At 60.3% G+C, this 26,662-nt stretch carries 20 protein-coding genes and 2 rRNA genes (1 of these 22 cut by a window edge); 4 read left to right on the top strand and 18 right to left on the bottom strand.

Going from position 1 to position 26,662, the window contains the following annotated elements; all coding sequences use genetic code 11:
* Nucleotides 1–90 precede the first annotated feature (90 nt).
* From ACEN8R_RS20645 to mdaB, 7 genes are all read right to left on the bottom strand, one after another.
* A complete protein-coding gene (locus ACEN8R_RS20645) occupies nucleotides 91–459 on the bottom strand; it encodes a glyoxalase superfamily protein (RefSeq protein WP_349747082.1) in 369 nt (122 codons plus the stop codon).
* Nucleotides 460–620: 161 nt separating this feature from the next.
* Nucleotides 621–2,078 carry an N-acyl-D-amino-acid deacylase family protein gene (locus ACEN8R_RS20650; protein WP_495624319.1) on the bottom strand — a complete coding sequence of 486 codons (1,458 nt, stop codon included), beginning with the start codon at nucleotides 2,076–2,078 and terminating at the stop codon, nucleotides 621–623.
* A 1-nt stretch (nucleotide 2,079) separates the two neighbouring features.
* A complete protein-coding gene (locus tag ACEN8R_RS20655; RefSeq protein ID WP_019582627.1) occupies nucleotides 2,080–2,940 on the bottom strand; it encodes a MurR/RpiR family transcriptional regulator in 861 nt (286 codons plus the stop codon).
* 15 nt (nucleotides 2,941–2,955) lie between these two features.
* Nucleotides 2,956–4,305, bottom strand: coding sequence for a GntT/GntP/DsdX family permease (locus tag ACEN8R_RS20660; RefSeq protein WP_064616102.1), 1,350 nt, complete (start codon nucleotides 4,303–4,305; stop codon nucleotides 2,956–2,958).
* 301 nt (nucleotides 4,306–4,606) lie between these two features.
* Nucleotides 4,607–6,052 (bottom strand): SulP family inorganic anion transporter, encoded by a 1,446-nt coding sequence (locus tag ACEN8R_RS20665; RefSeq protein ID WP_086946398.1) that lies wholly within the window; start codon nucleotides 6,050–6,052, stop codon nucleotides 4,607–4,609.
* Between the two features lie 114 nt (nucleotides 6,053–6,166).
* Entirely contained in the window at nucleotides 6,167–7,078 is a 912-nt protein-coding gene (locus ACEN8R_RS20670; protein WP_018929425.1) for a LysR family transcriptional regulator, read from the bottom strand.
* A gap of 55 nt (nucleotides 7,079–7,133) precedes the next feature.
* A complete protein-coding gene (mdaB, locus tag ACEN8R_RS20675) occupies nucleotides 7,134–7,724 on the bottom strand; it encodes an NADPH:quinone oxidoreductase MdaB (RefSeq protein WP_495624320.1) in 591 nt (196 codons plus the stop codon).
* A gap of 159 nt (nucleotides 7,725–7,883) precedes the next feature.
* On the opposite strand from mdaB, the gene ACEN8R_RS20680 reads away from it, so the two are divergent.
* Nucleotides 7,884–8,198 carry a putative quinol monooxygenase gene (locus ACEN8R_RS20680; protein WP_018929423.1) on the top strand — a complete coding sequence of 105 codons (315 nt, stop codon included), beginning with the start codon at nucleotides 7,884–7,886 and terminating at the stop codon, nucleotides 8,196–8,198.
* Here the strand turns inward: ACEN8R_RS20680 and ACEN8R_RS20685 are convergent.
* Entirely contained in the window at nucleotides 8,188–8,952 is a 765-nt protein-coding gene (locus tag ACEN8R_RS20685) for a sulfite exporter TauE/SafE family protein (protein ID WP_018929422.1), read from the bottom strand. The genes ACEN8R_RS20680 and ACEN8R_RS20685 overlap by 11 nt on opposite strands.
* Before the next feature lie 97 nt (nucleotides 8,953–9,049).
* On the opposite strand from ACEN8R_RS20685, the gene ACEN8R_RS20690 reads away from it, so the two are divergent.
* Together ACEN8R_RS20690 and ACEN8R_RS20695 are read left to right on the top strand one after the other, a co-directional pair.
* Complete coding sequence (locus ACEN8R_RS20690; protein ID WP_495624321.1) at nucleotides 9,050–9,934, top strand: LysR substrate-binding domain-containing protein; 885 nt, start codon at nucleotides 9,050–9,052, stop codon at nucleotides 9,932–9,934.
* A 155-nt stretch (nucleotides 9,935–10,089) separates the two neighbouring features.
* Nucleotides 10,090–10,434, top strand: coding sequence for a cupin domain-containing protein (locus tag ACEN8R_RS20695; RefSeq protein ID WP_007900627.1), 345 nt, complete (start codon nucleotides 10,090–10,092; stop codon nucleotides 10,432–10,434).
* A gap of 94 nt (nucleotides 10,435–10,528) precedes the next feature.
* On the opposite strand, the gene mmsB is transcribed toward ACEN8R_RS20695, so the two are convergent.
* The gene (mmsB, locus tag ACEN8R_RS20700) at nucleotides 10,529–11,416 is read right to left on the bottom strand and encodes a 3-hydroxyisobutyrate dehydrogenase (RefSeq protein ID WP_495624322.1); all 888 of its coding nucleotides are present in this window, start codon (nucleotides 11,414–11,416) and stop codon (nucleotides 10,529–10,531) included.
* Nucleotides 11,417–11,426: 10 nt separating this feature from the next.
* Nucleotides 11,427–12,944 carry a CoA-acylating methylmalonate-semialdehyde dehydrogenase gene (locus ACEN8R_RS20705; protein ID WP_018929419.1) on the bottom strand — a complete coding sequence of 506 codons (1,518 nt, stop codon included), beginning with the start codon at nucleotides 12,942–12,944 and terminating at the stop codon, nucleotides 11,427–11,429.
* 163 nt (nucleotides 12,945–13,107) lie between these two features.
* On the opposite strand from ACEN8R_RS20705, the gene ACEN8R_RS20710 reads away from it, so the two are divergent.
* The gene (locus ACEN8R_RS20710) at nucleotides 13,108–14,055 is read left to right on the top strand and encodes a LysR family transcriptional regulator (protein WP_258672309.1); all 948 of its coding nucleotides are present in this window, start codon (nucleotides 13,108–13,110) and stop codon (nucleotides 14,053–14,055) included.
* Here ACEN8R_RS20710 and yfiB read toward each other — a convergent pair.
* The 8 genes from yfiB to ACEN8R_RS20750 all read right to left on the bottom strand — a co-directional run.
* Entirely contained in the window at nucleotides 14,052–14,555 is a 504-nt protein-coding gene (yfiB, locus tag ACEN8R_RS20715) for an outer membrane lipoprotein YfiB (RefSeq protein ID WP_026286667.1), read from the bottom strand. The genes ACEN8R_RS20710 and yfiB overlap by 4 nt on opposite strands.
* Nucleotides 14,556–14,560: 5 nt before the next feature.
* Entirely contained in the window at nucleotides 14,561–15,829 is a 1,269-nt protein-coding gene (dgcN, locus tag ACEN8R_RS20720) for a diguanylate cyclase DgcN/YfiN (protein WP_495624323.1), read from the bottom strand.
* Nucleotides 15,826–16,401, bottom strand: coding sequence for a regulatory sequestration protein YfiR (yfiR, locus tag ACEN8R_RS20725; protein ID WP_018929415.1), 576 nt, complete (start codon nucleotides 16,399–16,401; stop codon nucleotides 15,826–15,828). Before yfiR ends, dgcN begins: the two co-directional genes overlap by 4 nt.
* Nucleotides 16,402–16,518: 117 nt before the next feature.
* Nucleotides 16,519–18,627 (bottom strand): exodeoxyribonuclease V subunit alpha, encoded by a 2,109-nt coding sequence (gene recD, locus ACEN8R_RS20730; RefSeq protein ID WP_495624324.1) that lies wholly within the window; start codon nucleotides 18,625–18,627, stop codon nucleotides 16,519–16,521.
* A complete protein-coding gene (recB, locus tag ACEN8R_RS20735; RefSeq protein WP_495624325.1) occupies nucleotides 18,624–22,313 on the bottom strand; it encodes an exodeoxyribonuclease V subunit beta in 3,690 nt (1,229 codons plus the stop codon). The genes recD and recB overlap by 4 nt, the downstream gene beginning before the upstream one ends.
* A complete protein-coding gene (recC, locus tag ACEN8R_RS20740; protein WP_018929412.1) occupies nucleotides 22,310–25,762 on the bottom strand; it encodes an exodeoxyribonuclease V subunit gamma in 3,453 nt (1,150 codons plus the stop codon). The genes recB and recC overlap by 4 nt, the downstream gene beginning before the upstream one ends.
* 156 nt (nucleotides 25,763–25,918) lie before the next feature.
* Nucleotides 25,919–26,034 (bottom strand): 5S ribosomal RNA (rrf, locus tag ACEN8R_RS20745).
* Nucleotides 26,035–26,189: 155 nt separating this feature from the next.
* Nucleotides 26,190–26,662 (bottom strand): 23S ribosomal RNA (locus ACEN8R_RS20750); it runs 2,419 nt beyond the window's last position.

Raw genomic sequence — 26,662 nt, forward strand, 5'->3', positions numbered from 1 at the left:
GATCAATCGCCTTCGCGGGCAAGCCTGTAGCGCTCCAGTTTTTTAGACCAATCTGTGGAGCGAGGCTTGCCCGCGAAGGCTATCTAACGCTTAGACACTAATCGCATTGGTAAACACCAACCGATTGCCAAACGGGTCGGCCACGGTCATGTCCTGGCTACCCCATGGCATGGCTTGGATCTGTGGCCGAGCGAAAGAATATTCCTTGGCCAGCAATTGCTGCTGAAACGCCTCCAGTTCATCGGTCTCGATGCGCAGGGCCGAGCCCGGTGTCGCGTCGCCATGATGTTCGGAGAGGTGCAGCACGCACTCGCCACGGGAGATTTGCAGGTACAGCGGGAGGTTCGCCTCGAAGCGGTGCTGCCAATCAATCTTGAACCCCAGAAACTCGACGTAGAACTCCAAAGCCTTGGTTTCATCGAAAATCCGCAGGATCGGGGTGGTTTTGCCGAAACTCATGGGGTAACTCCCTGACTGAATGAGCCCAGTGTGGCTGGGCTGGATGTCAGCGCTTCGGCTTGGTGACGGCTTTCTTTAACTGCAATGTGCCACCATGAGACCTGGATCAAAAGATCGTCCGAACGCGGCCCGAACCTTCGGCAGCTTCTACGAAGGCGCGATCAATGAAACCCTCTACGCAAATCCCCCTCCCGCGCCAGAAATCGCCCTTCCCTTCTGCCGTTCGCCTGCCCGTCGCGATAACTCAAGGCACCATTGATCCATACCCCATCAATCCCTTGCGCCGCCCGTTGCGGATCGTTGAAGTCGGCCACATCGCGAATCGTCGCCGGATCGAACAACACCAGATCCGCCCAATACCCTTCACGAATCTCGCCACGTTCCTTCAAGCCAAAGCGTGCCGCCGACAACCCGGTCATCTTGTGCACGGCGGTGTGCAGCGGAAACAGGCCGACGTCGCGACTGAAATGTCCGAGCACTCGTGGGAATGCGCCCCACAAGCGTGGATGCGGAAACGGGTCTTCCGGCAAACCGTCGGAGCCGATCATCGACAGCGGATGCGCGAGGATGCTTCGTACATCGGCCTCGTCCATGCCGTAATACACCGCCCCCGCCGGTTGCAGTCGGCGGGCGGCTTCGAGCAGCGCAGTGCCCCACTCGGCAGCAATGTCCATCAGATCCCGCCCCCCCATTTCCGGGTGCGGCGTGGACCAGGTGATGGTGATGCGATGGGCGTCGGTGACTTGCTTGAGGTCCAGCGTCGAAGAACTCGCCGCGTAGGGATAACAATCGCAAGCCACCGGGTGGGTTTTCGCGGCGTGTTCGAGGGACGCCAGCAATTGCGGACTACGCCCCCAGTTACCGGCGCCGGCACATTTGAGGTGGGAAATGATCACCGGCGACTGTGCGTGGCGTCCGATGCGGAACGCCTCGTCCATGGCCTCCAGCACCGGTTCGAACTCACTGCGTAAATGGGTGGTGTAGACCGCGCCGAATGCCGTCAACTCTTCGGTCAACTGCATCACCTCATCAGTGGATGCCGAGAAGGCGCTGGCGTAGGCCAAGCCTGTGGATAAACCCAAGGCACCGGCCTCAAGGCTATCGCGCAGTTGCTCGCGCATCGCGCTGATTTCAGCGTCGGTCGCGGTGCGATACAGATCGTCCAGGTGATTGCTGCGCAACGCGGTGTGCCCCACCAGCGCAGCCACGTTCAGCGTGGTATTGGCCGCTTCGACGGCGGCGCGATAGTCGCTGAAGCGCGGATAAACAAACGCCGCGGCGGTACCGAGCAGGTTCATCGGGTCCGGCGGATCATCGCGCAAACTCACCGGCGACGCGCTGATCCCGCAGTTGCCGACAATCACCGTGGTCACACCCTGGCTGAGTTTGGGCAGCATCTGCGGCTGGCGAATCACCACCGTATCGTCGTGGGTATGCACATCGATGAAACCCGGCGCCAACACTCGGCCAGCGGCCTCGATTTCTTCGATGGCGCGAGCGTCGTGCAAATCGCCGATTCGCTCGATGCGGCCATTCAGAATCGCCACGTCAGCGGGGTAACCGGGGGTGTTGCTGCCATCGATAATCAGCGCATTGCGGATCAGCGTGTCGTACATCATGTCAGTCTCCCAGCGGCAAGTGATCGTCGCCGCCGCGGTAGTCGTCCAGGGCCAGTTTGATCCGCCGCAGACGTTCTTGATTGTCTTCAGGACTGGCCAGCGCCAGCTCGGTGGCGAGCACATCGATGGCCAACAACATGCCGTAGCGCGCCGCCGTGGGTTTGTAGATGAAGGAAGTCTCGGCGCTTTGCAGCGGCAACAGCACATCGGCCAATTGCGCCAGCGGCGAGTCGGCGCGGGTGATGGCGAGAATTCGTGCGCCGTAGCTGCGCGCCAGCTCCACCGCTTCGAGCAGTTCGGGCGTGATGCCGGTCAGCGAGCAGGCGATGACCGCGTGTTCGGCGCCAAGGCTGGCGGCGGTGACGCGCATCATCACCGGGTCGTGACACACCGCAATCGGGTAGCCGAGGCGCACCAGGCGCACTTGCAGTTCATCGCTGCACAGGGTCGAGCAGCCGCCCATGCCGAAGGCGTGAATCATCCGTGCCTTGCCCAACAGTTTCACCGCATCGGCGAAGCGCGACTCATCGAACGCTGCCAGGTGCTGGCGCAAAGTCGACTCGATATCGCCGACGATCTGCCCGTAGAACGCCGACTGTTCGGGCGTGCCCGCCGGGTCCAGAAAGCGGCTACCGACGCCACTGGCCTGGGCCAGTTGCAGGCGCAAATCCCGCAGGTCGCGGCAACCGACTGTACGGGCGAATCGCGACAGCGTGGCAGTGCTGACTTCCGCCCGCTGCGCCAGCTCATCGAGGCTGGCGGATGCGGCAAATCCTACATCGTCGAGCATCAGCCGAGCGATACGTCCTTCGCCGGCGCTGAAGGATTCCTGACGAGCGCGGATCTGATAGAGGATGTCCATGGCGGATGGCTCCGACTAAAGCAGGTGAGAAAGGCCAACGGTCAGGCCGAAGGCGACCACCGAGATCAGCGTCTCGAGCACTGTCCAGGTCTTGAAGGTCTGGGTGACGGTCATGTTGAAGTATTCCTTGATCAACCAGAAGCCGCCGTCGTTGACGTGGGAAAAGATAACCGACCCCGCCCCCGTCGCCAGCACCAACAGCTCCGGGTGGGGATAACCCAGACCAACGGCCACCGGCGCGACAATCCCTGACGCGGTGGTCATGGCCACGGTGGCAGAACCAGTGGCGATGCGCATCAACGCGGCGAACAGCCAACCCATCAACAGCGGCGACAACTGGAATTCATCGGCCAGGCTGACGATCTGATTGGTGACGCCAGCGTCCACCAGAATTCGGTTCAAGCCACCACCGGCACCGACCAGCAAGGTGATGCTGGCGGTCGGCGCCAGGCATTCATTGGTGAACTTGAGGATCGACTCGCGATTGAAGCCCTGGGCCAGGCCGAGGGTCCAGAAACTCAGCAAGGTCGCCAGCAGCAAGGCGATCACCGAGTTGCCGATGAACAGCAGGAACTGATTGAAACCGCTACCCGGCGTGGAGATCAGGTTGGCCCAGCCGCCGATCAACATCAGCACTACCGGCAACAGAATCGTGGCCATGGTGACACCAAAACCCGGCAGGCTATCGCGCGGTTCACGCTCCAGGAACTGGCGTTCCAGGGGGTTATCGGCCGGCAGTTGAATGCGCGGCACGATGAATTTGGCGTACAGGGGACCGGCGATAATCGCGGTCGGAATACCGATCAGAATCGCGTAGAGCAAGGTCTGCCCCACCGACGCCTGATAGACCTGCACCGCCAGCATCGCCGCCGGGTGCGGCGGTACCAGCGCGTGGACCACCGAAAGCCCCGCAACCATCGGCAAACCGACCATCAGAATGGACACGCCCACCCGCCGCGCCACGGTAAACGCGATCGGCACCAGCAAGACAAAACCGACCTCGAAGAACAGCGGCAGCCCTACAAGAAAGGCGATACACACCATCGCCCAGTGGGCATTTTTCTCGCCGAAACGGTCGATCAAGGTGCGCGCCACCTGCTCCGCACCGCCGGACTCGGCCATCATCTTGCCGAGCATCGTGCCCAGCGCCACCACCAGCGCAATGTGCCCCAACGTCTTGCCAACCCCGGCCTCATACGCCCCCACCACACCCGACGGCGGCATCCCTGCCAACAGCGCCAGGCCGATGGACACCAGGGTGATCACAATGAAGGGATTGATCCGGTAACGGGCGATCAGAACGATCAGCGCAATGATGGCGATGGCGGCGTAAACCAACAGCCAATAGCCGAAGGAAAGCGTCATGCGGTACTCCTCGAAAGGGTCACGTCGAATGGGTTGTGAAACTCATAAATCATTTCGACGGGCTACTTTCAAACGAAGTGAAAGTAATTTTCGTGGAGGGGTAAGGGATGTCGTGCAGAGGTATGGAAGGTCGCGGATTATGAAAATCAGATAGAGGGATTTTCATCACAGACACGGATCGTTCCCACGCTCTGCGTGGGAACGCAGCCCGTGACGCTCCGCGTCACATGCCGAAGCAGACGCAGAGCGTCCGGTGAGGCATTCCCACGCAGAGCGTGGGAACGATCATCACTCATCGATTTCAGTCGTGATGCTCGCTGGCGCGTTTGAGCAGTTTCTTGCAGCGATCGGACAAGTGCAGCACGCGTAGCTGCTTGCCAGCCTTGGTGTAGCGCTCGCGCAATGTCTTCAACGCGGCGATGGCCGAGTAATCAACGAAGCTCAAGTGGCGACAGTCGACAGTGACCACAGACGGATCATTGGCGGGATCGAACTGGTTGAGAAAAGGCGTCGTCGAGGCGAAGAACAACGTGCCGTGCAGGAGGTAGAGCTTGCTGCCGTCGGCTTCAACGTGACTGTCGGCATACAGCTCGCGAGCGTGTTGCCAGGCAAAGTTGAGCGCCGCAATGATGATCCCGCACAACACAGCGATGGCCAGATCGGTGAACACGGTAATCACCGTGACCGCGATGATCACCAAGACATCGTTCAGCGGCACCTTGTTCAGTACCCGCAATGAAGCCCAGGCGAACGTCTGCTGCGACACCACGAACATCACCCCAACCAATGCGGCCAGCGGAATGCGCTCGATCAGCGGCGAAAGGAACAGCACAAACAGCAGGATCATCCCCCCGGCCACCGCACCGGACAGCCGACCGCGACCGCCGGAGCTGAGGTTGATCACGGTTTGCCCGATCATCGCGCAGCCACCCATGCCGCCGAACACACCAGAAACCATGTTGGCAGCGCCCAAGGCCACGCACTCGCGATCCGGATAGCCGCGGCTCTCGGTGATCTCGTCGGTGAGGTTCAGGGTCAGTAGGGTTTCCAGCAAGCCGACCACCGCCATCAATATCGCGTAAGGGACGATGATGCGCAGGGTTTCCGGGCTCCAGGGGATGTCTGGCAGCGCAAAACCCGGCAAGCCACCGGCAATGTGCGCCATGTCGCCCAGGGTACGGGTCGGCAGGCCGAGCAGGTAAACCGCCAGCCCAACGCCCAGAATCGCCACCAGCGCCGGCGGCACGGCACGCGTCAGGCGCGGCATCAGGTAAACGATGGCCATCGTCAGCGCCACCAGCCCGATCATCATGTACAGCGGCGCCCCACTCAACCAGGCCTCACCGCTCTTGAAGTGCTCCAACTGGGCCAGCGCAATGACAATCGCCAGACCGTTGACGAAGCCGAGCATCACCGGATGCGGCACCATGCGCACCAGCTTGCCCAGCCTCAACAGACCAAACGCCAACATGATCAGCCCGCCCAGCAACACCGTCGCCAGCAAGTACTGGACACCGTGCTGCACCACCAGCGCGACGATCACCACCGCCATCGAGCCAGCGGCACCAGACACCATCCCCGGCCGTCCGCCGAAGAGCGCAGTCAGGGTGCAGATGATGAAAGCGCCGTAAAGCCCCATCAATGGATTGAGGTGGGCCACCAGCGCGAAAGCGATACATTCGGGGAGCAGGGCGAAAGAGGTGGTGAGTCCGGCCAGGACATCGGCGCGCAGACGTTTGGGCTTCATGGCTTACCTAAAAATACAGGCGGGAAAAGAGGGACGCGGATGTTACGGAATTGACGGCGGGCGGGCCAGTGAATGGGTGGCCTGCTCGCAATGAACGATCACGCGGTCTGCGAATCAGCCCCTGAAATCGGCAATCGCATAAGCCGCCAATTTGCCCTGGATGAAGTCCAGAAAGCACTGGATCCGTAGGGCCAGTTGCGAGTTGCGGTAGTACACCGCGTTGATGGGTTGGCGATAACCGCTGTTGAACTCCGCCAGCAGCACCTGCAAGCGACCGGCGCGGATGTCGTCGATGGTCATGAAGTGCGACAGGCAGGCAATGCCTTGACCGGCCAGCGCCAGGTGCCTGATCGTCTCGCCACTCGACGCACTGATCGACGCTTGAATCGGCCAGCGGTCACCATGGACATAGCGCAGTGGCCATTGGTTGAGACCTTCGTTATGGGTAAAACCCAGCAGCGTGTGCTCGCTCAAATCCTCGACAGCGCTCGGTACGCCGTGTTGTTCCAGGTACGCTGTGCTTGCGACGATGTGCAGCGGGCTGCAACCCAGGGAGCGCGCGTGCAGGGTCGAGTCGGCCAGCGTGCCGATGCGGATGGCGATGTCGGTGCTTTGTTCGAGCAGGTCGATGATCAAATCGTTGCTGTTGAGTTCGAGCTGGATGTCCGGGTAGAGACGGCGGAACTCATCGATGTACGGCACGATGGCGTGCAGCATGAACGGCGACGCGGCGTTGATCCGCAGTCGCCCGGACGGGGTTTGCTGGCGAGAGGACAGACGCTCTTCGAGCTCGTCCATCTGATCGAGAATCAGCTTGGCGTGCTCGAAGAAATATTTGCCCTCTTCGGTCAGGTCCATGCGCCGCGTGGTGCGATTGATCAGCGTGGTATCGAGCTTGGCCTCCAGCCGCGACAGCGTGCGGCTGACCGCCGACGGCGTTTGCCCGACTTGCTCAGCCGCAGCCGAAATCGACCCGCACTCAATCACGCAGACGAAAATCTGCAACTCATCGGATCTGGCTTTCACGTGTGTCCCTTATCGATAGTCCTGCACTGCTTCAGATATCGATAGTAGCCGAGCGTCATGCCTTAAGGCCAAACACCTCGGTCAAGTGCTGCTCATAACGCGCCACATCCGCTTCGATATTCGGGCGCTTCATCACATCGACGCACAAAAAGGTCGGCAGACCGGTCATGCCGAGGAAGGTATTGGCCTTGTGGAACGGCAGATACACCGCGTCCACGCCCTTGGCTTCGAAGAAGTCGGTCGAGTCGTCGAAGGCTTGCTGCGGGGCGTTCCAGGTCACCGACAGCATGTACTTTTTACCGTGCAACAAGCCGCCGCTGCCGTACTTCTGCGACGCGTCGGAGCGCGTGCGGCCGTCGCTGGCGTAGAGGCTGCCGTGGCCTGCAGTGAAGACTTCATCGACGTACTTCTTGACCGTCCAGGGCGCGCCCATCCACCAGCCGGGCATCTGATAAATGACCACATCGGCCCAGAGGAATTTGGCGACTTCCTCGGCGACGTCGTAGCCCTCGTCGATGAACGTGGTTTTCACATCCACACCACCGCGATCCAGCACGCTCAACGCTGCTTCGTGCAGCGTCGTGTTGTAGCGACCATCGGAGTGGGCAAATTTTTTGCCGCCATTGAGCAACAGGACTTTTTTCATGAGAAATCTCGCAAGGTTGGAATCGATGGCGGCAGCCTAACGATCAGCCTCGCGCGGAATAAGCGCTCCATCCGCAAAATTCATTTGACCTATACGCACGAATCAACAAGCGATTGTTGCCATAAACTTGCGCCGATTCTGAATGTTTAGGAGATTCTGATGAGCGAACTGCAAGGCTTCATCCTGCACGCCAAGACCCGCCCGGAAAAAGCCGAGGCCTTCGAAGCGTTCTTCCGTGCCTATGTCGAACCGAGTCGCGCCGAACCCGGTTGCATCGAGTACCACATGCTGCGCGACAAGCAGGACCCGACGCTGTTTATCTTCTACGAGATCTGGCAATCCCAGGCCCATCTGGACGTGCACTCGAACCTGCCCCATATGAAGCAGTTCCTCGACATGCGCATGGAATATCTGGAGCAGGATTTCGATATCCGCCCGATCGAGATGCTCAGCACATCGTCCGCTAGCCGCTGATCAGCAAGTGGCCGCCGAGCACGCCGAGGCCGATGAAGAACACGCGCTTGAACAACACGGCGCTGATCCGCTGGCGCAGCCATTGCCCCAGCAACATGCCGAGCACCGCCGGGATCAGCGCCAGCAGCGACGCGCTCAACTCGCCACCGCCGAGGGCGCCGCGCCATAACAGGCCGGCGGCCAACGCGAGAGTCGAGACAGTGAACGACAGGCCCAGCGCCTGCACCAGTTCATCCTTGTTCAAGCCCAGTGCTTGCAGATAAGGCACCGCCGGAATCACGAAGACACCGGTGGCCGAGGTGATGACGCCCGTCAGCACACCGCAGAGCGGACCGAGCCAACGCTCGGTGCGACCGCCGACGCGCAAGGTCGGCAGGAACAACCCGCTCAAGGCGTAGATCAACAGCGCCGCCCCCAGCCCCCGTACCACCCAATGTCCACCGGCCATGCCGATCCACACTGTGCCAGCACCAGTGCCGATGAAAATCGCCAGCAGCATCGGCCATAACCGGTTGAGCAACCCGCGCAAATGACCGCCGAAGGCCAGTTGCCAGACGTTGGTCAGCGTCGCGGGAATGATCAACAACGCCGCAGCCTGCGACGGTGCCATAGCCAGGCCGAGCAGGCCCATGGCAATGGTCGGCAGACCAAGGCCGATCACACCTTTGATCATCCCAGCCAGCAGGAAAGTGGCGACAATCAATAAGGACAGGGCCAAGCCCAGATGTTGATAGAACGCGGCAAGTGTATTCATGGGGCTATCGTGGGCCCTGAAGGGTGCCTTGAAAATCTGCCATATACTGAGGCTGCCTCTTGAATCGGTAGAGGCTAAAAACGATCCGGGATTCTGTATGCACTTCGACCTCACCGACCTGCGCCTCTACCTGAACATCCTCGACACCGGCAACATCACCGCCGGTGCCGCCCGCAGCCATTTGTCGCTGGCGGCGGCGAGTGCACGAATCCGCGCGATGGAAGCGTCACTGGGCATCGAGTTTCTGGAGCGAGGTCGCCGCGGTGTCAGCCCCACTCCGGCCGGCAAGGCACTGGCGCAGCACGCCCGAGTCCTGTTGCAACAGGCCGAGCGCATGCAGCAGGAGCTGGTCGAATACGCCAAAGGCGTCAAAGGCCAGGTGCGGTTGCTGTGCAATACCACTGCGATCACCGAGTACCTGCCGGAGTTGCTGGCGGACTTTCTGCGCGACCATCCGAACCTCGACATCGACCTGCAGGAGCTGCCCAGCACACGCATCACCCACGCCTTGCGCCAGGGCGCAGCAGACCTGGGGATCGTGTCCGACGCCGTGGATACCGACGGCCTGCAAACCCGCTATTTCCGCGACGATCCGCTGGTGCTGATCCTGCCGCGTGATCATCCCTTGGCCGACACCGGACCATTCAGCTTCAGCGCCACCTTGCACCACGATTACGTCGGCCTGAACGCCAACAGCGCCTTGGCCGTTTACCTGGAAGAACAGGCCCTGCACAGCGGCTTGCGGATGCAGGTCCGCATCCGCGCCGATGGTTTCGAGGGCGTGATGCGCATGGTCGCCCGGGGTGCCGGGCTGGCGATCGTGCCCTTGGCGGCGGTCGAACGCTGGCCGGCTGAAACGCCGTTCAAAAGCGTCGTACTGGAAGAGCCGTGGGCTCGCCGCAAACTGTTGCTGTGCGCCCGGGACTTCACCGTGTTGCCCCGTTATGCCCAGGCCTTGCTGAGCGCCTTGACTCTGCCCTGAGGGGCAGGTTTTTGCCCGCCGGAAAATCTTTGAGCGTTTGCGCGTTTCTGGACAGCTCGATGTCGAATACAGACAACTGAGCGGAGCATGGGCGCTATAGGGTGCGACTTCAGTTCTTCAGTACCACTTTCTATATTCCAAGGCCCGGAGTCCACATGACCGCACCGATTACCGTTCTTCGCGACACTCACCCGTTGCCCGTACTCGACGCCTGCAAATGGGAAAAGCTCGAAGGCGATCCGCACACCGTCAACCTCAACGCGTACACCAGCGAAGATGGCAGCAAGATCATGGGCACCTGGATCTGCACGCCGGGCAAGTGGTATGTGGAATACGTGAAGTGGGAATACTGCCACTTCCAGGAAGGCTACTGCATCATCACCCCGGAAGGCATGGCGCCGATCCACCTGCGCGCCGGTGATATCTTCGTCATCGAACCGGGGATGAAAGGCACATGGGAAGTGGTTGAAACCGTGCGCAAGTATTTCGTGTTTGCCTGATGCAAAAAACCGAGAGACCACCCGACGTGGTCTCTCGGTAAAAAGGCATGCATGAATCCTGTGGCGAGGGAGCTTGCTCCCTCGCCACAAACGCTTATTGGGGTTTGCGATAGCTGTTGATGATCGCCGAGAAGTCCTTGCCCCCTTCCCCACGCAGGCTCATCGCCTGATACAACTGCTGGGCCACCGCGCCGAGCACGACCGGTTGGTGCGCCTGACGTGCCGCCTCAGTGGCCAGCCCCAGATCCTTGAGCATCAGTTCAGCACCGAAACCGCCGGTATAACCGCGCGAGGCCGGCGCTGTTTCGACGATGCCCGGCCACGGGTTGTACATCTCCGAACTCCAGCAACGCCCGGTTGAACTGTTGATGACGCCCGCCAGCACGGTTGTGTCGATACCCAGGGCGCTGCCCAGCGCCATGGCTTCGCTGACACCAACCATGGAAATCCCCAGCAGCAGGTTGTTGCAGATCTTGGCGATTTGCCCGGTGCCGACTTCGCCGCAGTGGACGATGTTGCGGCCCATCTGCGCCAGCACCGGTTGCAGAGTGGCGAACAGTTCAGGCGTGGCGCCGACCATGAAGGTCAGCGTCCCGGCCGCTGCACCGCCAGTGCCACCGGAAACCGGGGCATCGGCCATGGCCACGTCCTGCTTTGCGGCCGCCGCGGCAACATCTCGCGCCGTCTGCGGATCGATGGTGCTGCAATCCACCGCTGGCACGCCTTTGGCGATTCCCGCCAGCACACCGTCTTCACCCAGCCAGACACTGCGCACATGGGCCGCTGCCGGCAACATGGTGATCACCAGTTGCGCGTCTTTCGACGCTGCCTTCGGTGAAGTGCTGATGGTGCCGCCGAGTTGAGCCAGTTCGGCCAGCACGGTTTGATTGAGGTCAAACAGGTTCAGCGAATGGCCGGCCTTGATCAGGTTGCGCGCCATCGGCGCGCCCATGTTGCCGAGACCGATAAAAGCGATTTTCATGTCCGGCTCCTTAGCGCAAGTGGATGGTGGTGTTCACACCGTGGTTGATGCTGTCGTCATCGAACCAACGTGCAGTGACGGTCTTGGTTTGAGTGTAGAACTGCACCACTTGCTTGCCATACGGACCGAGGTCGCCGAGCTTCGAACCACGGGAACCGGTGAAGCTGAAGAACGGTACCGGCACCGGGATCGGGATGTTGATGCCGACCTGGCCAACGTCGATTTCCGACTGGAATTTACGCGCCGCCGCACCGCTCTGGGTGAACAGACCCGTGCCGTTGCCGAACGGGTTGGCGTTGACCAAGGCGATGGCCTCATCGAGGGTATCGACCTCCAGCACCACCAGCACCGGGCCAAAGATTTCCTGGGTGTAGATCTGCATCTCAGGGGTTACGCCAGAGAACAGGGTCGGGCCGACAAAGTTGCCCTGTTCGTAGCCCGGAACAGTGATGTCGCGACCGTCCAGCTCCAGCTTGGCGCCTTCCTTGATCCCGCTTTCGATCAGCTCGAGAATCCGTGCCTTGGCCCGCTTGGAAATCACCGGACCAACATCGGTGCCTGGCTCGCTGCCGGCATTGACCTTGAGTTTCTGCGCCAGCGCCTTGAGATCCGGCAGCCATTGTTTGGCCGCGCCCACCAGCACCACCACCGAGGTGGCCATGCAGCGTTGCCCGGCCGCACCGAAACCGGCGCCGACCAGTGCATTGAGCGCTTGCTCGCGGTTGGCATCGGGCAGCACAACGGCGTGGTTCTTGGCCCCCATCATCGATTGCACGCGCTTGCCGTGTTTACCGGCCAGCTCGTAGACATGCGTGCCGACCGCGGTCGAACCGACGAACGAAACAGCCTTGATGTCCTTATGGGTGCAAAGCGCATCGACCACATCCTTGCCACCATGAACGACGTTGAGCACACCCGGCGGAATGCCGGCTTCAATCGCCAGCTCCACCAACAGCATGGTCGACATCGGATCCTGCTCGGAAGGCTTGAGCACGAAGGTGTTGCCGCAGGCGATGGCCATCGGGAACATCCACAGCGGAATCATCGCCGGGAAGTTGAACGGGGTAATGCCGGCGCAGACGCCGATCGGCTGACGCAGGGTGTAGGTGTCAACACCGCCTGCGACGTTCTCGGCGAACTCGCCCATTTGCAGGCTGCCAATGGAGCAGGCGTGCTCGACCACTTCCAGGCCACGGAAGATATCGCCCTCAGCGTCGGCGATGGTTTTACCCTGCTCATTGCTGAGCACTACGGCAATACGCTTGGAGTGCTCGCGAATCAGCGCCTGAAGCTTGAGCATGATGCGCATCCGCGCGCCGACTGGCGTCAGCTTCCAGGTCTGAAAGGCGCGATGAGCGGCGCTGATGGCGGCATCGACTTCAGCAGCGGTCGCAAAGGGGACTTTGGCCAGCACTTGCTGGGTCGCCGGATTGACGATGTCGTGCCATTCGGTGGTCTGGGATTCGACCCACTCGCCATCGATCAATAACTTGACCTTTTGTACGGTGGTTTCTAGCGATGCGTTCATGTCGGGTCTCCGGGACGTTGTTCTTATTTAGAGAGCTATCTTGGGAGCCAAGGCGAGAAAGTCGCCTTGAGATGAGGCGTGTGTCGCGATTTGGTTGTCGGACTGTTTTTGGAGTATAGATGTGCAAACTTCTAATAAGAACGCACATAAAAGCCGGTCCATCATGCAAAAAAACATCACATCTTTAGGCTCGTTGAACTGGGATGACCTCAAGTTTTTCCTTGAAGTTGCCCGTACTCGCAAGGCCAGCACTGCGGCCAAGCGTTTGGCGGTGGACTACACCACCGTGTCGCGACGCATCAGTTCGCTGGAGGCCTCGTTGGGTACGCTGTTGTTCGAGAAGTCCCGCACCAGCGGCTTCGTCCTGACCGCTGAAGGCCAGCGCCTGCTGGGTTACGCCGAATCGATCGAAAGCACTCTGCACATGGCTTGCGAGCAGGTCTCGGGCTCAGGCGTCGCGTTGTCCGGGCACGTGCGCATGGGCTGTACCGAAGGGTTCGGCAGCTTTTTCATCACCCCGCAGCTGAGCCATTTCGTCGACGCCTACCCGGCGATCTCGGTGGACATCCTGCCGCTGCCGCACTTCATCAGCCTGTCCAAGCGCGAGGCAGACATCGTCATTGCGCTGGAGCGGCCGGAACACGGCCCTTATGTCTGCTGCAAACTCTGTGACTATCGATTGCAGCTGTACGCGACCCAGGATTATTTGGACAAGCACCCACCGATCCGCCGCCCGGCAGATTTGAGCAAGCATCAATTCATCAGTTATGTGGACGATCTGGCGTTCAGCTCGGAGCTGCTGTACCTGGCGAATGTGCTGCCCGGTGCCAGTGCCAATCTGCGCAGCACCAGTGTGATCGCGCAGTTCGTGGCGGCGCAGCAAGGACGGTCACTGGCGATTCTGCCGTGCTTTTTGGCGGCTCAGGACCCGCGGTTGCTGCCGGTGTTACCGCAAGAGATCACCATCACCCGGCAGTTCTGGATGTACTGCCGGGAGGACCTGCGCAAGCTCAAGCGGATTACCTTGTTGTGGGATTACATCCGTACCGTCACCGAGCAGAATCATGCGCTGTTGATGGGGGAAAGTCGGGAGATGGTGTTCGCCGATTAATCGGCACTCACCACGATCGACACCCGGCGGTTCTCGGTGCGCCCGGCCGCGGTGGCGTTGGAGGCGACGGGCTTGCTGCTGCCCAGGCCGCGTAGCTGGATGTTTTGTTCTTTCATGCCGACAGCGGCCAATACCGCTTCAACGCTTTTCGCGCGACGCAGGGAAAGTTGTTCGTTATAGGATTCCTCGCCCGAGGCATCGGTATGGCCGTCAATCCTCACCCGCTCGATTCCCACGCCCAACAACGCCTTGCCAATGCGTTCGACGATCTGGGTACTGGCAGGGTTGAGGTGTTCGACATCGCTACCGAACAGCACTTTGCCGGACAGGCCGAAGGCCCAGCCCTCATCCGTCATCTCGAAACCTTGCTGCTTGAGTACAGCGATCTGCGCCGGGGTCAGTCCTTTCTGCGGTGTCGTCTGGCAACCGGTCAATGCCAGCAAGGTCATGAATAAGCTAATCGTAAAAAATCGCAGAGATCGCTGAGTGAATGTGAACACAAAAATTAGCTCCTGGTTTGAAGATGGACGACAGAGTGCTCCGACCCTGCCGTGTGGTGAGCGCCTCGGGAAAGGCGTTTGGCCTGATACATCGCGGTATCTGCAGCATTGAGCAGCGCACCGGGCGTAAGCCCATGATCCGGGTACACGGCGATGCCGATGCTGAGTGAAGTCAACACCTGGGTACCGCCCGGCAACAGGATTGGCGCGTCCATACTGGCAATGATTTTGTCGGCAATCCGTTCGGCGTCTTCTATCTTGTGCAGCGGCGTCAACAGCACGGCAAACTCATCGCCGCCCAGACGCGCAACCAGATCCTCTTCACGCAACTGCGCACGAACCCGGGTCGCCACGGCGATCAGCACCGCATCACCGGCAGCGTGACCGAAGTTGTCATTGATCTCCTTGAACCGGTCGCTGTCGAGAAACAGTACGGCCACTCCCTCATCCAGCTTGCCCGCATTGCGCAAGGCGCGCATCAGGCGGCCTTCGAAAAACGCCCGATTCGGCAACCCGGTAAGGCTGTCATGGCTGGCCTGGTGGGCCAGGGTTTCGTTTTCGCTTTGCAGATGGGTCTGCCAGGACTCGAGCTCGTCGAGCAAAGCATTGAAGTCGTTGCCCAGGTTGTCGAGTTCGGCAATGTCGGCGGGCGGTACGCGTCGGTCGAAGGCACGCTCGCTACGGGCGGCGTGAGCCACGGCAGCCAGGCTGCGCAACGGGCCGGTGATTCCTCGCAATTGCCGACGCGCCAGATAAAGCGCTACCCAGGCACTGACAGCGGTACACAAGACGATTCCCACCAGACCGCTGAGCAAAAAGCGCATCAGGCTGCCGCCGTGACCGATGAGCAAGATGCTGCCGATTTCCCGACCTTGATGAGTGATCGGCATGCTGATGGGTTTTTCCAGAATCGTTCGGGCGATCTGCATTTCAAGATCGGAAAGCCACCCCGTTTCCGGTCGTTGCCAACGTGCGAGCAACTCGCCTTGCTCGTCCATCACTTGTGCATCAGCCACTTCTTCAGTGGACGCGATCAATGCCAGCGCTTCGGTGGCGGCGGCCTTGTCGTTGAACACCACCGCGGCTTCCACGGTGTAGTTGATCGAACGGGCAATCAGATTCAGGTTGTGATCGGCATAGACCCGCAAAGCCAGAACACCCAGCAGGGTCAATGAAACACTGGCCATGGCCACGCCCACCAGGGCGACGATCAAATGCCCACGGCCGATAACCGATCCCAGGGTCGGACGTATGCGAGGTTTGAATAGATTCATGGCGCCGCCGGCTTGCGGCGCGACAGTTGCAGCACACTGGGATGAATGCGCACACCGCTGCGGGCGACCGAGTCGAGGTTGACCTCGAAGGACACCTGCTCATCACCGACCCGCAGACAGAACAGACTGCCGACAGTGCATTGATCGCCGCCTTCGCTGATGCTCACCACCGGGCGTCCCGTCAACGAGGCGAATAGCCGACTGCGTTCATCGCCGGTCAGCTTGCCGATGTACACCGCATCGCATTCACTGGCGATGACCGGATTATCGGCCAGCAACCGTCGTACAGTAACCGGTCGACCCGTGGCTTGTGTGGTGCCTTTGACCAGGTCGTCGGTGTATTCAGTGGGGCCGACCACGCACAGGCGCAGTTGTTGGGGCTCAACAGGCCATCGGGCATAACTGAGGATCCCGAGCACCACCTGAGTGACCGACCTGGCACGTTGGTCGGCTTTGCTCACGATAGTTTCCGACTCAGCACAGGCAACGCCCGTCAACAAACAGAGGAGGCCGGCAAGCAGCACTTGTTTGCAGCCAACGACGCGCCCTGTCGCCCAGACAGCCAACTTCATGCAAGAATTCTCTACGATCGCAACAAAATGATGCCGCAACGATAGCACAGCACCGAAACACCAGCGAGGCGACGCACCACGGCGCATCGGACAGATTCCGGCGGCTGGCACCGCCCCTCAATGGCTCGGCCAGGCACCCTCTTCCAGCTCCAGCATTAACCCGCTCAAGCGCTTGACCTTGCGCCGCACGGCCTCTTCGAATACGCCGGCTCGAGGCTCAATCAGGGTGAACCAGTCTTTGGCCCGGGTTATCCCGGTATAGATCAGTTCCTTGGTAAGCACAGGATTCAAAGCATCCGGCAGTATCAACGCCGTATGGGCAAATTCCGAGCCCTGGGATTTGTGCACGGTCATGGCATACACCGTGTCGACATCGTTGAGTCGGCTAGGCAGGACAAAGCGCACACCGCCCTGCCCATCATTACGCGGGAAGGCCACTCGCAGCACGTGCCGCCCGGCCTCCGGGCCTTCACGCTCCGGCAGCTTGAGGGCAATGCCAATGTCACCGTTCATCAAACCGAGGCCATAGTCGTTGCGGGTCATCAGCACGGGCCGACCTTCGTACCACTGATGGTCGCTGTCGATCAGCCGTGCCTTGAGCAGCGCGTCGGTCACGCGCTGATTCAAACCTTCCACGCCCCAAGGCCCTTTGCGTACGGCACACAACAGCTGGAAAGCGTCGAAAGCTTGTAGCACCACGCGAGCCCAATCAGCCCAGCATGGATCGTCGAGCGGGCGGTCGAGCGGTGGTCGCTGACTGCGCAAAAGACTCAGGTAATGCCGATAGCCTTGCGGCCCCCCGCCATGGCCCTCGAGCAACAAGCGCTCCAGCGCCCGGTCCTGCTCACCCTTTAGAGGCAGGGAAAATACGTCGTCATGACTTGCAGCGGCCAATAACTTGCGCGCGTCCTCGGGATGCTGTTGGTTAACCCAACGGGCCAACTGACCAATGCCGCTACCCTCGCCGAAGCGCCGTGAGTGGCGCAGCATCACGACTTGCTGGGCCAGTGGATGCGCGCCCTGGGTGTCTTCCCGCAAACCGCTGGCATCGAGGCGCTCACCGCTGACCGCCTCCAGCCACTGGCGGGTCTGCGGGCTGTACCAACCGGCTTCGGCATCACGACACAGATCGCCCAGTACGGCACCGGCCTCTACCGACGCCAGTTGGTCCTTGTCACCGAGCAGCACCAGACGGGCATGGGGCGGCAACGCATCGAGCAGGTTGGCCATCATTTCCAGGTCGATCATCGAGGCTTCGTCCACCACCAATACATCCAGCGGCAAGCGATTACCCGCGTGGTGACGGAAATGCCGGGTACCGGGACGACTGCCGAGCAAACGGTGCACGGTGGTCACATCCGACGGGATCTTCTCGCGCACCGTTTCAGGCACTTTCAGGGTTTGAACCTGCTGGCTGATGGACTCGGTCAATCGTGCGGCAGCTTTGCCGGTGGGTGCCGCGAGACGAATACGCAACGGTTTACCGGCCTCCACTGCGGGTGCCTGGAGCAATGCAAGCAAGCGCACAACCGTGGTGGTCTTGCCGGTTCCCGGGCCGCCGGTGACGATGCTGAATGCACTTCGGGTAGCCAGGGCACACGCGAGCTTCTGCCAGTCGATCACTTCATCAGACCTGGCTGGACCGAACAGAGCGGTCAGGCGTTGGGGCAAATCACCCGGCGTTGCTTCGTGTGCCGCCAGGCGCTGGCGCAGCGCGAGGTCGATGCGCCGTTCGTAAGCCCAGTAGCGGCGCAGGTACAGGCGCTTGCCCGACAGCACCAACGGCCGGTGTTGCGCAGCCTCACGCCCATCGACGGCCAGAGCCACCAGACGACTGGACGCCAGGACCTTGCACCAATGGGCACCGTCCAGCGCCTCAAGCAATTGCGACGGCAGCAACATCGCCCCGCTTTGCACATCACCCTCCGGCGGCAGCGACAGGGCAAAATCCGGCTCTTTCAGTGTTTCGAACAGATCCAGGCAGACATGACCGTGACCCAGTTGGTGACTGATCAACGCGGCGGCCAGCAGCACCAGCGGATCATCGTCGGGAGCGAGCTCGTGGAGAAACGCGACGAAGGCCTTGTCCAGCGCCCGCAGCCAGCCGCGTTCGACCCAGCGCGTGAGCAGCAGCAACAAGTCATCTGCGCGGCTCAACGGGGCCAGGTCCGCCAGACTTTCGGCCGCCAACGGCGTAGGCAGCAAATCGGCGAAAGTGCGACTCATAGCAATACTCCCTGTTCCCAGGCGGGTTCGGCCTTGGGCTCTGGCTTGCCTTGGAACAACCGGTCCAGGCGCTCGATCAGCTCCCGTGGCGGACGGGCAAAATACACACCCTGGCTGGCCGCTCGAGTACCGCGAAGAAACAGATACAACGCTCCACCGACATGCCGGTCGTAATCGTAATCGACCAGCCGAGCCTTAAGCTGGCGATGCAGGGCGAGCAGGTACAGTACGTATTGCAGGTCGTAACGGTTATCGAGAATCGACTGCTCCATGGCCTGCTCGGTATAGGCCGCGTCATCGACGCCCAGCCAGTTGGATTTGTAGTCAGCGACGTAGTAACGGCCTTCATGCTCGAACGTCAGGTCGATGAAGCCTTTGAACATGCCATTGAGCAGCACCGGTTCGGCGGCCACCCGGGCCACGCCGTGATGGGTGTATTGACGCACAAGCTCATCGAGCTTGAGTACATCGACTTTATGACTGGCGAACCAGAACTCCATCTCGACCCGGTATTGAGTCAGTTGCTCGAACACCACCGGCGCCTGCCCGCCACCGATGTGCAATGGGGATTTGAGCAAGTGCTGCAGCCAGCCGCTCAGCGTGGTGATCCAGCCTTCCCAGCCACGGCGGTTGCAGCGACGGGCGATCGCGTCTTCCACGGTTTGCGGTGCAGCGGCAAAACCTTCGTCACCGGCCCATTCGAGCAATCCATGAAGAAAAGTGCCGGGGTTCGGACCACGAGGGAATCGATGAATATCAGCACCGCCAGCGGCGACTTCTCGTGGCGCTTCAGGATCAAGGCGTTCGTCATCAAAGAGCTTTTGTGCTTGCGCGCTCTCCGGTGCTTCGTCACTGCCCACGCTCAGACTGTCACCAATGCGTAAGGCGCTGTAAGAAGCGATCCACCAGTTTTCACTGGCCTTGCGCCGGGGTATCAGCGGGGCCAACAACGTCGCTTCATTGCGTGGCGGATGGTAATGCTCGGCGGTCGCGTCAGGCATTTCACCGTAGTTCAGCGCCCCACAGTCTTGCTGCAGGTCTTCCAGCCAACGACGCAGCCCTGCCGACTCAGCCAATGGCGCACCACCGCCCAGCAGATAACCCAATGCCGAAAGGTGCAGGACCGAGCCGTTGTTATTGCCGCGCTTGAGATCAGTCACACCCAGCCAGCACGCATGTTGTGCCCGGGTCAGGGCCACATAGAGCAAACGAAGGTCTTCAGCCAAACGTTCATCGTCGGCTTGGGCGATCAACTCGGCTGTCGGCTTCAAGCTCACCTGTGCCTTGCCCGTGGCATCGTGGTAATACAACGGCAGACGACTGCCATCCACCGGTTTTGCCGAGCAGATGAACGGCAGGAACACCAACGGATATTCAAGCCCTTTGGATTTGTGGATGGTCACGACCTTGACCAGTTGCTCGTCGCTTTCCAGGCGCAGGATCTGTTCTTCGCCAGCCTGACCGGACAATGCCAGATGCTCGGACAAATGACGGATCAGTGCTTGCTCGCCATCGAGTTCGGCGGCGGCCTGCTGCAGCAACTCGGACAAGTGCAGCAGGTTGGTCAATATCCGCTCACCATCGCTGCGCGCGATCAACGCCTGGGGCAGCTGAAAATCATGTAGCAATCGCCGCAACATGGGCAGCACGCCCTGTTTGCGCCAGAGCTCGCGATAACCGCGGAACTGCATGACCCGTGCTTCCCAGGCCAGTTCGTCCTGATTCAGTCGCTCCAGTTCAGCCAGTGAAAGGTTCAGCGTGATGCAGGCCAGCGCGGCACGCAGGGGACGTTCGACATCCGGCTCGGCACAGGCCTTGAGCCACGTCAGCAGATCATGGGCCTCCTGCGCGGCGAATACCGAGTCCTTGTCTGACAGGTAAACACTGCGCACACCGCGAGCGGAAAGTTCGCCGCGCACGGCCTGGGCCTCTTTGCCGTCGCGCACCAGAATCGCGATATCCGCCGGCAGCAGGCCTCTGAGACCCTTACCATCCTGTATGAAGCCCGCACGCCCCTGCTGACCGCCATTGAGCAACGCAGTGATCTCACTGGCGCAGGCGGCGGCCAATTGTTGTCGATACACCACGCCAGACAGTGGCTGGTCAGAGGACAAATGCCAGATGTTCAGGGCAGGCACAACCTGCCCCTCAATGTGCAGGACTTCTTTGCGCCCTTGGGACTCCACGGGCAGAAACGGTACCGGGTTCTCGCCACTCTTCTCCCGGAACAGGAACGCGCCGCGCCCCTGCTCGCGAGATTCTGCGCGCTGGAACACATGGTTCACCGCGCCGACCATGCCATGACTGGAACGGAAATTTGTGCCCAGGGTATGCAGGCGGCCAGTGGTGGCTTGCCGGGCGCGCAGATAGGTATAGATATCGGCACCGCGAAAGGCATAGATCGCCTGCTTCGGGTCGCCGATCAGGAACAGGCCGGATTCAGGATTGTTGTCTTCGATGCGATAAATGCTCTCGAAGATTCGGTACTGCACCGGGTCGGTGTCCTGAAACTCGTCGATCAGCGCAACCGGGAACTGCTCGCGGATCAAGGTCGCCAGACGCTCACCGCCATCGGATTGCAACGCCGCATCGAGACGCAGCAGCATGTCATCGAAACCCATTTCCGCGCGACGACGCTTTTCTTCCTCGAACCGAGCACCGACCCAGTGGGCGGCATGTTGCAGCACGGCGGCATCGGGGGTCGGCAAGCCATCGAGACTGGCCTTGAGGCCGGGCATCGCATCGAGACCGGGATGACGGGGAGCTTCACCTTTCCAGGCTTCAGCCATGCCATCGGGAGTCAGGCGAGTGAAGCCGGTGCCAATGTCCAGTTGCTCCAGAGATTCGTCTTCGGCCCAGGCCCGGAGCTTTTCGAACCAGGGTTCGAAGTAGCGCGCCTGCATCTTGCGACCATCGACGCTTTTGCTCGCGACGCCCTGATGACAGATGGCAAGCAGCTCATCGGCCCATTGGCGCCAGGGCATCTTGAGCTCGAGCAACGCGGCCCGTCGTTCCTCCAGGCACTCGGCGATCAACTCGGCAGGTTCTTTACCTTCAACGCTGTCACGCTCGCTGGCGAACAACCCACGCACTCGCGGCAACAACGCTGCCGGGCCACCCCAGTTGCCGCGAACCCAATTCAGCGCATCGCCTTGCATCGGATAGCAGAACAGTCGCCAGTAGTCGCGCAGGACTTCGCCAAGCAAATCACTGTGATCGGTTTCCAGGGTCTGAGTGAACAGGCTGCCACTGTCGAATGCATGTTCGCGCAGCATGCGCTGGCACCAACTGTGGATGGTCGATACCGCCGCTTCATCCATCCACTGGGCGGCGATGTCCAGGCGATTTGCACAGCCGGGCCACCGCTCAGGGAGGTATTGCTCGCGCAACTCGGCAATCAGGCCATCCGGTGCCGGTGTCTCATCGCGGAAAAAACGCGCAGCTTCAGCCAGTCGCGTACGAATACGTTCGCGCAGTTCTTTGGTCGCGGCATCGGTGAAGGTCACCACGAGGATTTGCGGCGGCAGCAATTCACGGCCAAAACCACTCGACTCGTCGCCATGACCAAGGACCAGACGCAAGTACAGCGCAGAAATGGTGAAGGTCTTGCCCGTCCCGGCGCTGGCTTCGATCAGTTGGCTTCCACGCAGGGGGAATGCCAGGGCCAGCGGTGTTTTCGTGGTCATGAGCGCGCCTCCTCGCTGGTCAATGAACGCCAGGGAGCCTCAAGCAGCGGCCGATACAAAGCGTCGCACCAATCGGGGAAGGTCTCGTCGGCAATCAAAACATCGTAGTCGGCGTATTGCCGAGCGAGTGCCGGGCTTTCGCGGCGCTCACCATCGGTGGTCTGGCCATCGCCTTCATAGGCCTTGCGGGCAGCGGCGTCAGCCTTGACCGGATCGGTTTGAGCCAGCCAGGCGAAGGCTGTTTTTACGGCAATCGGCAACGGCTGGCGCATGCCCGTTTGCCAGGCCAGCAACAGATTACCCAAGGCATCAAGTGCTGCATCCTTCGCCAACGGAGCCAGTAACAGACTGTCGTCGCTGGCCACCAACGCGGTGGTCATCGACATCCCGCTGGCACAGGCAACCAGGTGATTGATCCATGGTCGTGTCAGACGATGCCATTTGCGTGTCTTGAGCGAGCCGATGCTGTTGGGAATCGTGGTGACCGATAGCAAACCACCGTCCGCACGTTGATGCAGGCCACTGAGCCAGCCCTCCAGACGCAGCCCATGCAGTTCCAGACTCACGGGCAACGCGCTGGCAAGTGGGGAAGGCCATAACGCCAGAAGCTGTTGATAGCGCTGCAACAGATCCGGCAACGGCTCGATCAACTCTCGCTGCAGACATTCGCCGAAACCGGCCATGGGCAAGAGCCCGCTGTTCTGCAGACGTTTCGCCTGTGCTTCCAGTACCTGATCGATTTGGTCCAATTGCCCGAGCGCTGCTTCGAGCAAGCTGTCGCTGAGGCTATAGCGTTGCAGCGCGTCGAGTACAAATGGCTCTTCATCCGCCAAAGGCGCTTCGGCAGCCTCGAAGAACACTTTGAGTCGCTGACTGAAGAAATGCCGTACCGGATTGCGCAGAAAATCCTGCAACTGACCCAGGCTCAGCGGCTCGTCCTGAATATAGGGCCCAAGAACCTCGATGGCAGGCGTCAAACCGCTGGACTGATGAAGTACCTGCCACTCGCTGGCGTAGCTGAACAAATCATCGCCTTCATGGAAGTAGCGTGCACTGAAGGGTTGCAGCGGATGTTCCTGAGTCATGGACTCAAGCAGATCAGCCTTGTCATCGTGCAATCGCCAACCGCTGGCGAGATGATCACGTAGTTGTCCTATCAATACCGAAGCCGGGCGCTCACTGTTGTCCCGAATACTGCGGCCGACCCAGCTGATATAGAGTTGGTCCCGCGCCGACAACAAGGCTTCCAGCAACAGATAGCGGTCATCTTCACGCCGGGAACGATCGCCGGGCCGGTAGTCGCTGCCCATCAGGTCGAAGTCCAGTGGCGGCTGCGCGCGAGGGTAATCGCCGTCATTCATGCCCAGCAGGCAGACCAGTTTGAACGGGATCGCTCGCATGGGCATCAGGGTACAGAAGTTGACGGCACCGGCGAGAAAGCGCTGAGACAAGCGACCTTGGTCGAGGCCAGCCAGCCAGGCTTCACGGACTACGGTCAGTGGTAACTCGTCCTGCAAGCCTACTGACTCGCAGGTCTCAAGCCAGGTCTCGCGCAACTCTTCGAGTTGAGCCAATAAATAGTCGTCATGTTCGTTACTGGCCTGGAAGAACAACTGCACCAGTGCTTGCAAGCGGATGCCCCAGAGTTTGGGCGACGCAGGTTGGGTGAGCTCCTGGTGGGCAATCTCCAGTGCATCCAGCAGTGCGACCAAAGGACCTATGAGCGCAGCATCCAGGCCACCGATCTCGTCGTAGGGCTCAATACCCTCGCAGGCACTGGCGCTGCCCACGGCATAACCAAGCAACATCCGTCGCAAGCCGAAACGCCAACTGTTTTGCTCCAGTTCTTCCGGCAGGCCCAGACCCGCACGCTGCTCGGCATTCATCCCCCAACGGATACCTGCGCCTTCGATCCAGCGGTGCAAAGTCGGCAGGTCACGCTCCTCTACGCCAAAGCGAGCGCGTAATGCCGGAACGTCCAGCAGATCGAGAATTTCGCTGACGGGGAAACGACTGTCGGGCAGCTTGAGCAGATGCTCGACAGCGATCAGTAGCGGGTCCCTGCCGCGCTGGCCTTGATCCGCGAGCGTGAAGGGAATGAAGCGTGGATCGTGGCGATCAAGCTGACCAAAGACAGCGCGGATGTGGGGGGCGTAACTGTCGATGTCTGGAACCATCACGATCACGTCGCGAGGCCTTAAGTCTGGATCAGCACTGAATCGTGCGAGCAACTGATCGTGGAGAATCTCCACTTCGCGTTGAGCACTATGGGCGATGTGAAAACGGATCGATTCGTCCTTTGTCAGATCGACTGCAGGCCAACTCTCGCGAGTTTCGTTCAGGGGGCGCAATTCCAGGATGTCGTCCTGCAACTGATTGAGCATGCTCTGAGGCTGGTTATCGCTGAAAAGGTCGATGCGCCCATCGCGAAATGCCGAGCGATAGCTGTTGGGATCGTCGTAACTGTCGAGCAGATTGATGTAGTCCCGCCCCTGCTTGCCCCACGCCGCCAATAGCGGGTGGGCATGCTGATGGAGCGTTTGCGGATCAAGCACAACCGGCATGCCGCGCTTGCGAGCCTGGCGCTTGTATTGATGCCGCAACAGGTCTTTATCGGCGACGATGTCCGCCCAATGGTGGCGACATGGGTTGTGTACGCACAGCAAGACCTGACTGAATCGAGCCAGCCCGGCAAGTGCTTCCAAGGCTTGAGCTGGCAGTGAAGAAATCCCGAAAACAATCACCCTGGAAGGCAATCCACTGGGCGCGCTGTCGAGACTATTGATACGCTCGATAAAGCGTTGGTGGACACCCGCGCGGCTTTGCGCCATGCCTTGTGCACCGACATCCAGCAACAGCGCACGCCACAGCTCTGCTTGCCAGCAGTTGGCCGGAGTCAGGGCTTTGGCTTCGCCTCTGCCATTTCGTAATTGGTGACGGCCTTCTGCCCAGTCTTCGAGCCAGTCCGCCCTGTACACCTGATATTGGTCGAATAGATCGGCCAGCCGCTCTGCCAATTGATAGCGTTTGCGTAAGTCGGTGTCATTCGTAAGGAAGCGCTGCAGGGGTTCGAAGTGCGGTTGGTTGATCAACTGTGGCAGCAGACGCATCAGGCGCCAGGTCAGCGGGGCTTTATCGAGCAGGGACTTGGCCGGGATTTCGTCACGTCCCAGCACCATGCGATAGAGCTGCCACATGAAGCTGCCTGGCAACTGCACATCGATGGCGGCAGCGATTCCGCAGCCGCCCATGTCGTCATCTTCTGGGTCCTCGGCCAGTGCCAGCTTCAGCCATTGGGCGATGCCGTTGCTCTGCACCAGGGCGATTTCATTTTCCAAGGGAGCCAGCGGGTAGCGCCGCATCCAACTGACCACCAGGCTGCGCAGCTCGTCCAGGCGGTTGCCGTGAACCACCATAAAACCAGCACTGAGGGACGTAGCGTCCGGCATAAAGGCTTCCTTGGGAAAATACAAAAGCTAGGGCCGAACCTTAGCACTGTCGGCAGACCGTGACAGCCGGGACCGTTCCGATGTTGCTGTACGAACTTTCCTGCGGACAAAACAAAACCCCTACCTGCATACGCAGATAGGGGTTTCGGAATTTAATCTTGACGATGACCTACTCTCACATGGGGAAACCCCACACTACCATCGGCGATGCATCGTTTCACTTCTGAGTTCGGGATGGGATCAGGTGGTTCCAATGCTCTATGGTCGTCAAGAAATTCGGGTACCGAACCGTCTTTCGACGCTTCAGCAAATTGGGTATGCGATAGTTTGTGCGGCTTTTGTGAATGGTTGCGAACTTTCGGTTCATTGCGTCTTCACACACCGCAATCTGGTGTCCTTTCGGATCAGCAAATTGCTTGGGTGTTATATGGTCAAGCCTCACGGGCAATTAGTATTGGTTAGCTCAACGCCTCACAGCGCTTACACACCCAACCTATCAACGTCGTAGTCTTCGACGGCCCTTCAGGGGACTCAAGGTCCCAGTGAGATCTCATCTTGAGGCTAGTTTCCCGCTTAGATGCTTTCAGCGGTTATCTATTCCGAACATAGCTACCCGGCAATGCCACTGGCGTGACAACCGGAACACCAGAGGTTCGTCCACTCCGGTCCTCTCGTACTAGGAGCAGCCCCTCTCAAATCTCAAACGTCCACGGCAGATAGGGACCGAACTGTCTCACGACGTTCTAAACCCAGCTCGCGTACCACTTTAAATGGCGAACAGCCATACCCTTGGGACCGGCTTCAGCCCCAGGATGTGATGAGCCGACATCGAGGTGCCAAACACCGCCGTCGATATGAACTCTTGGGCGGTATCAGCCTGTTATCCCCGGAGTACCTTTT

This window comes from Pseudomonas sp. Pseusp15, from assembly GCF_059492165.1.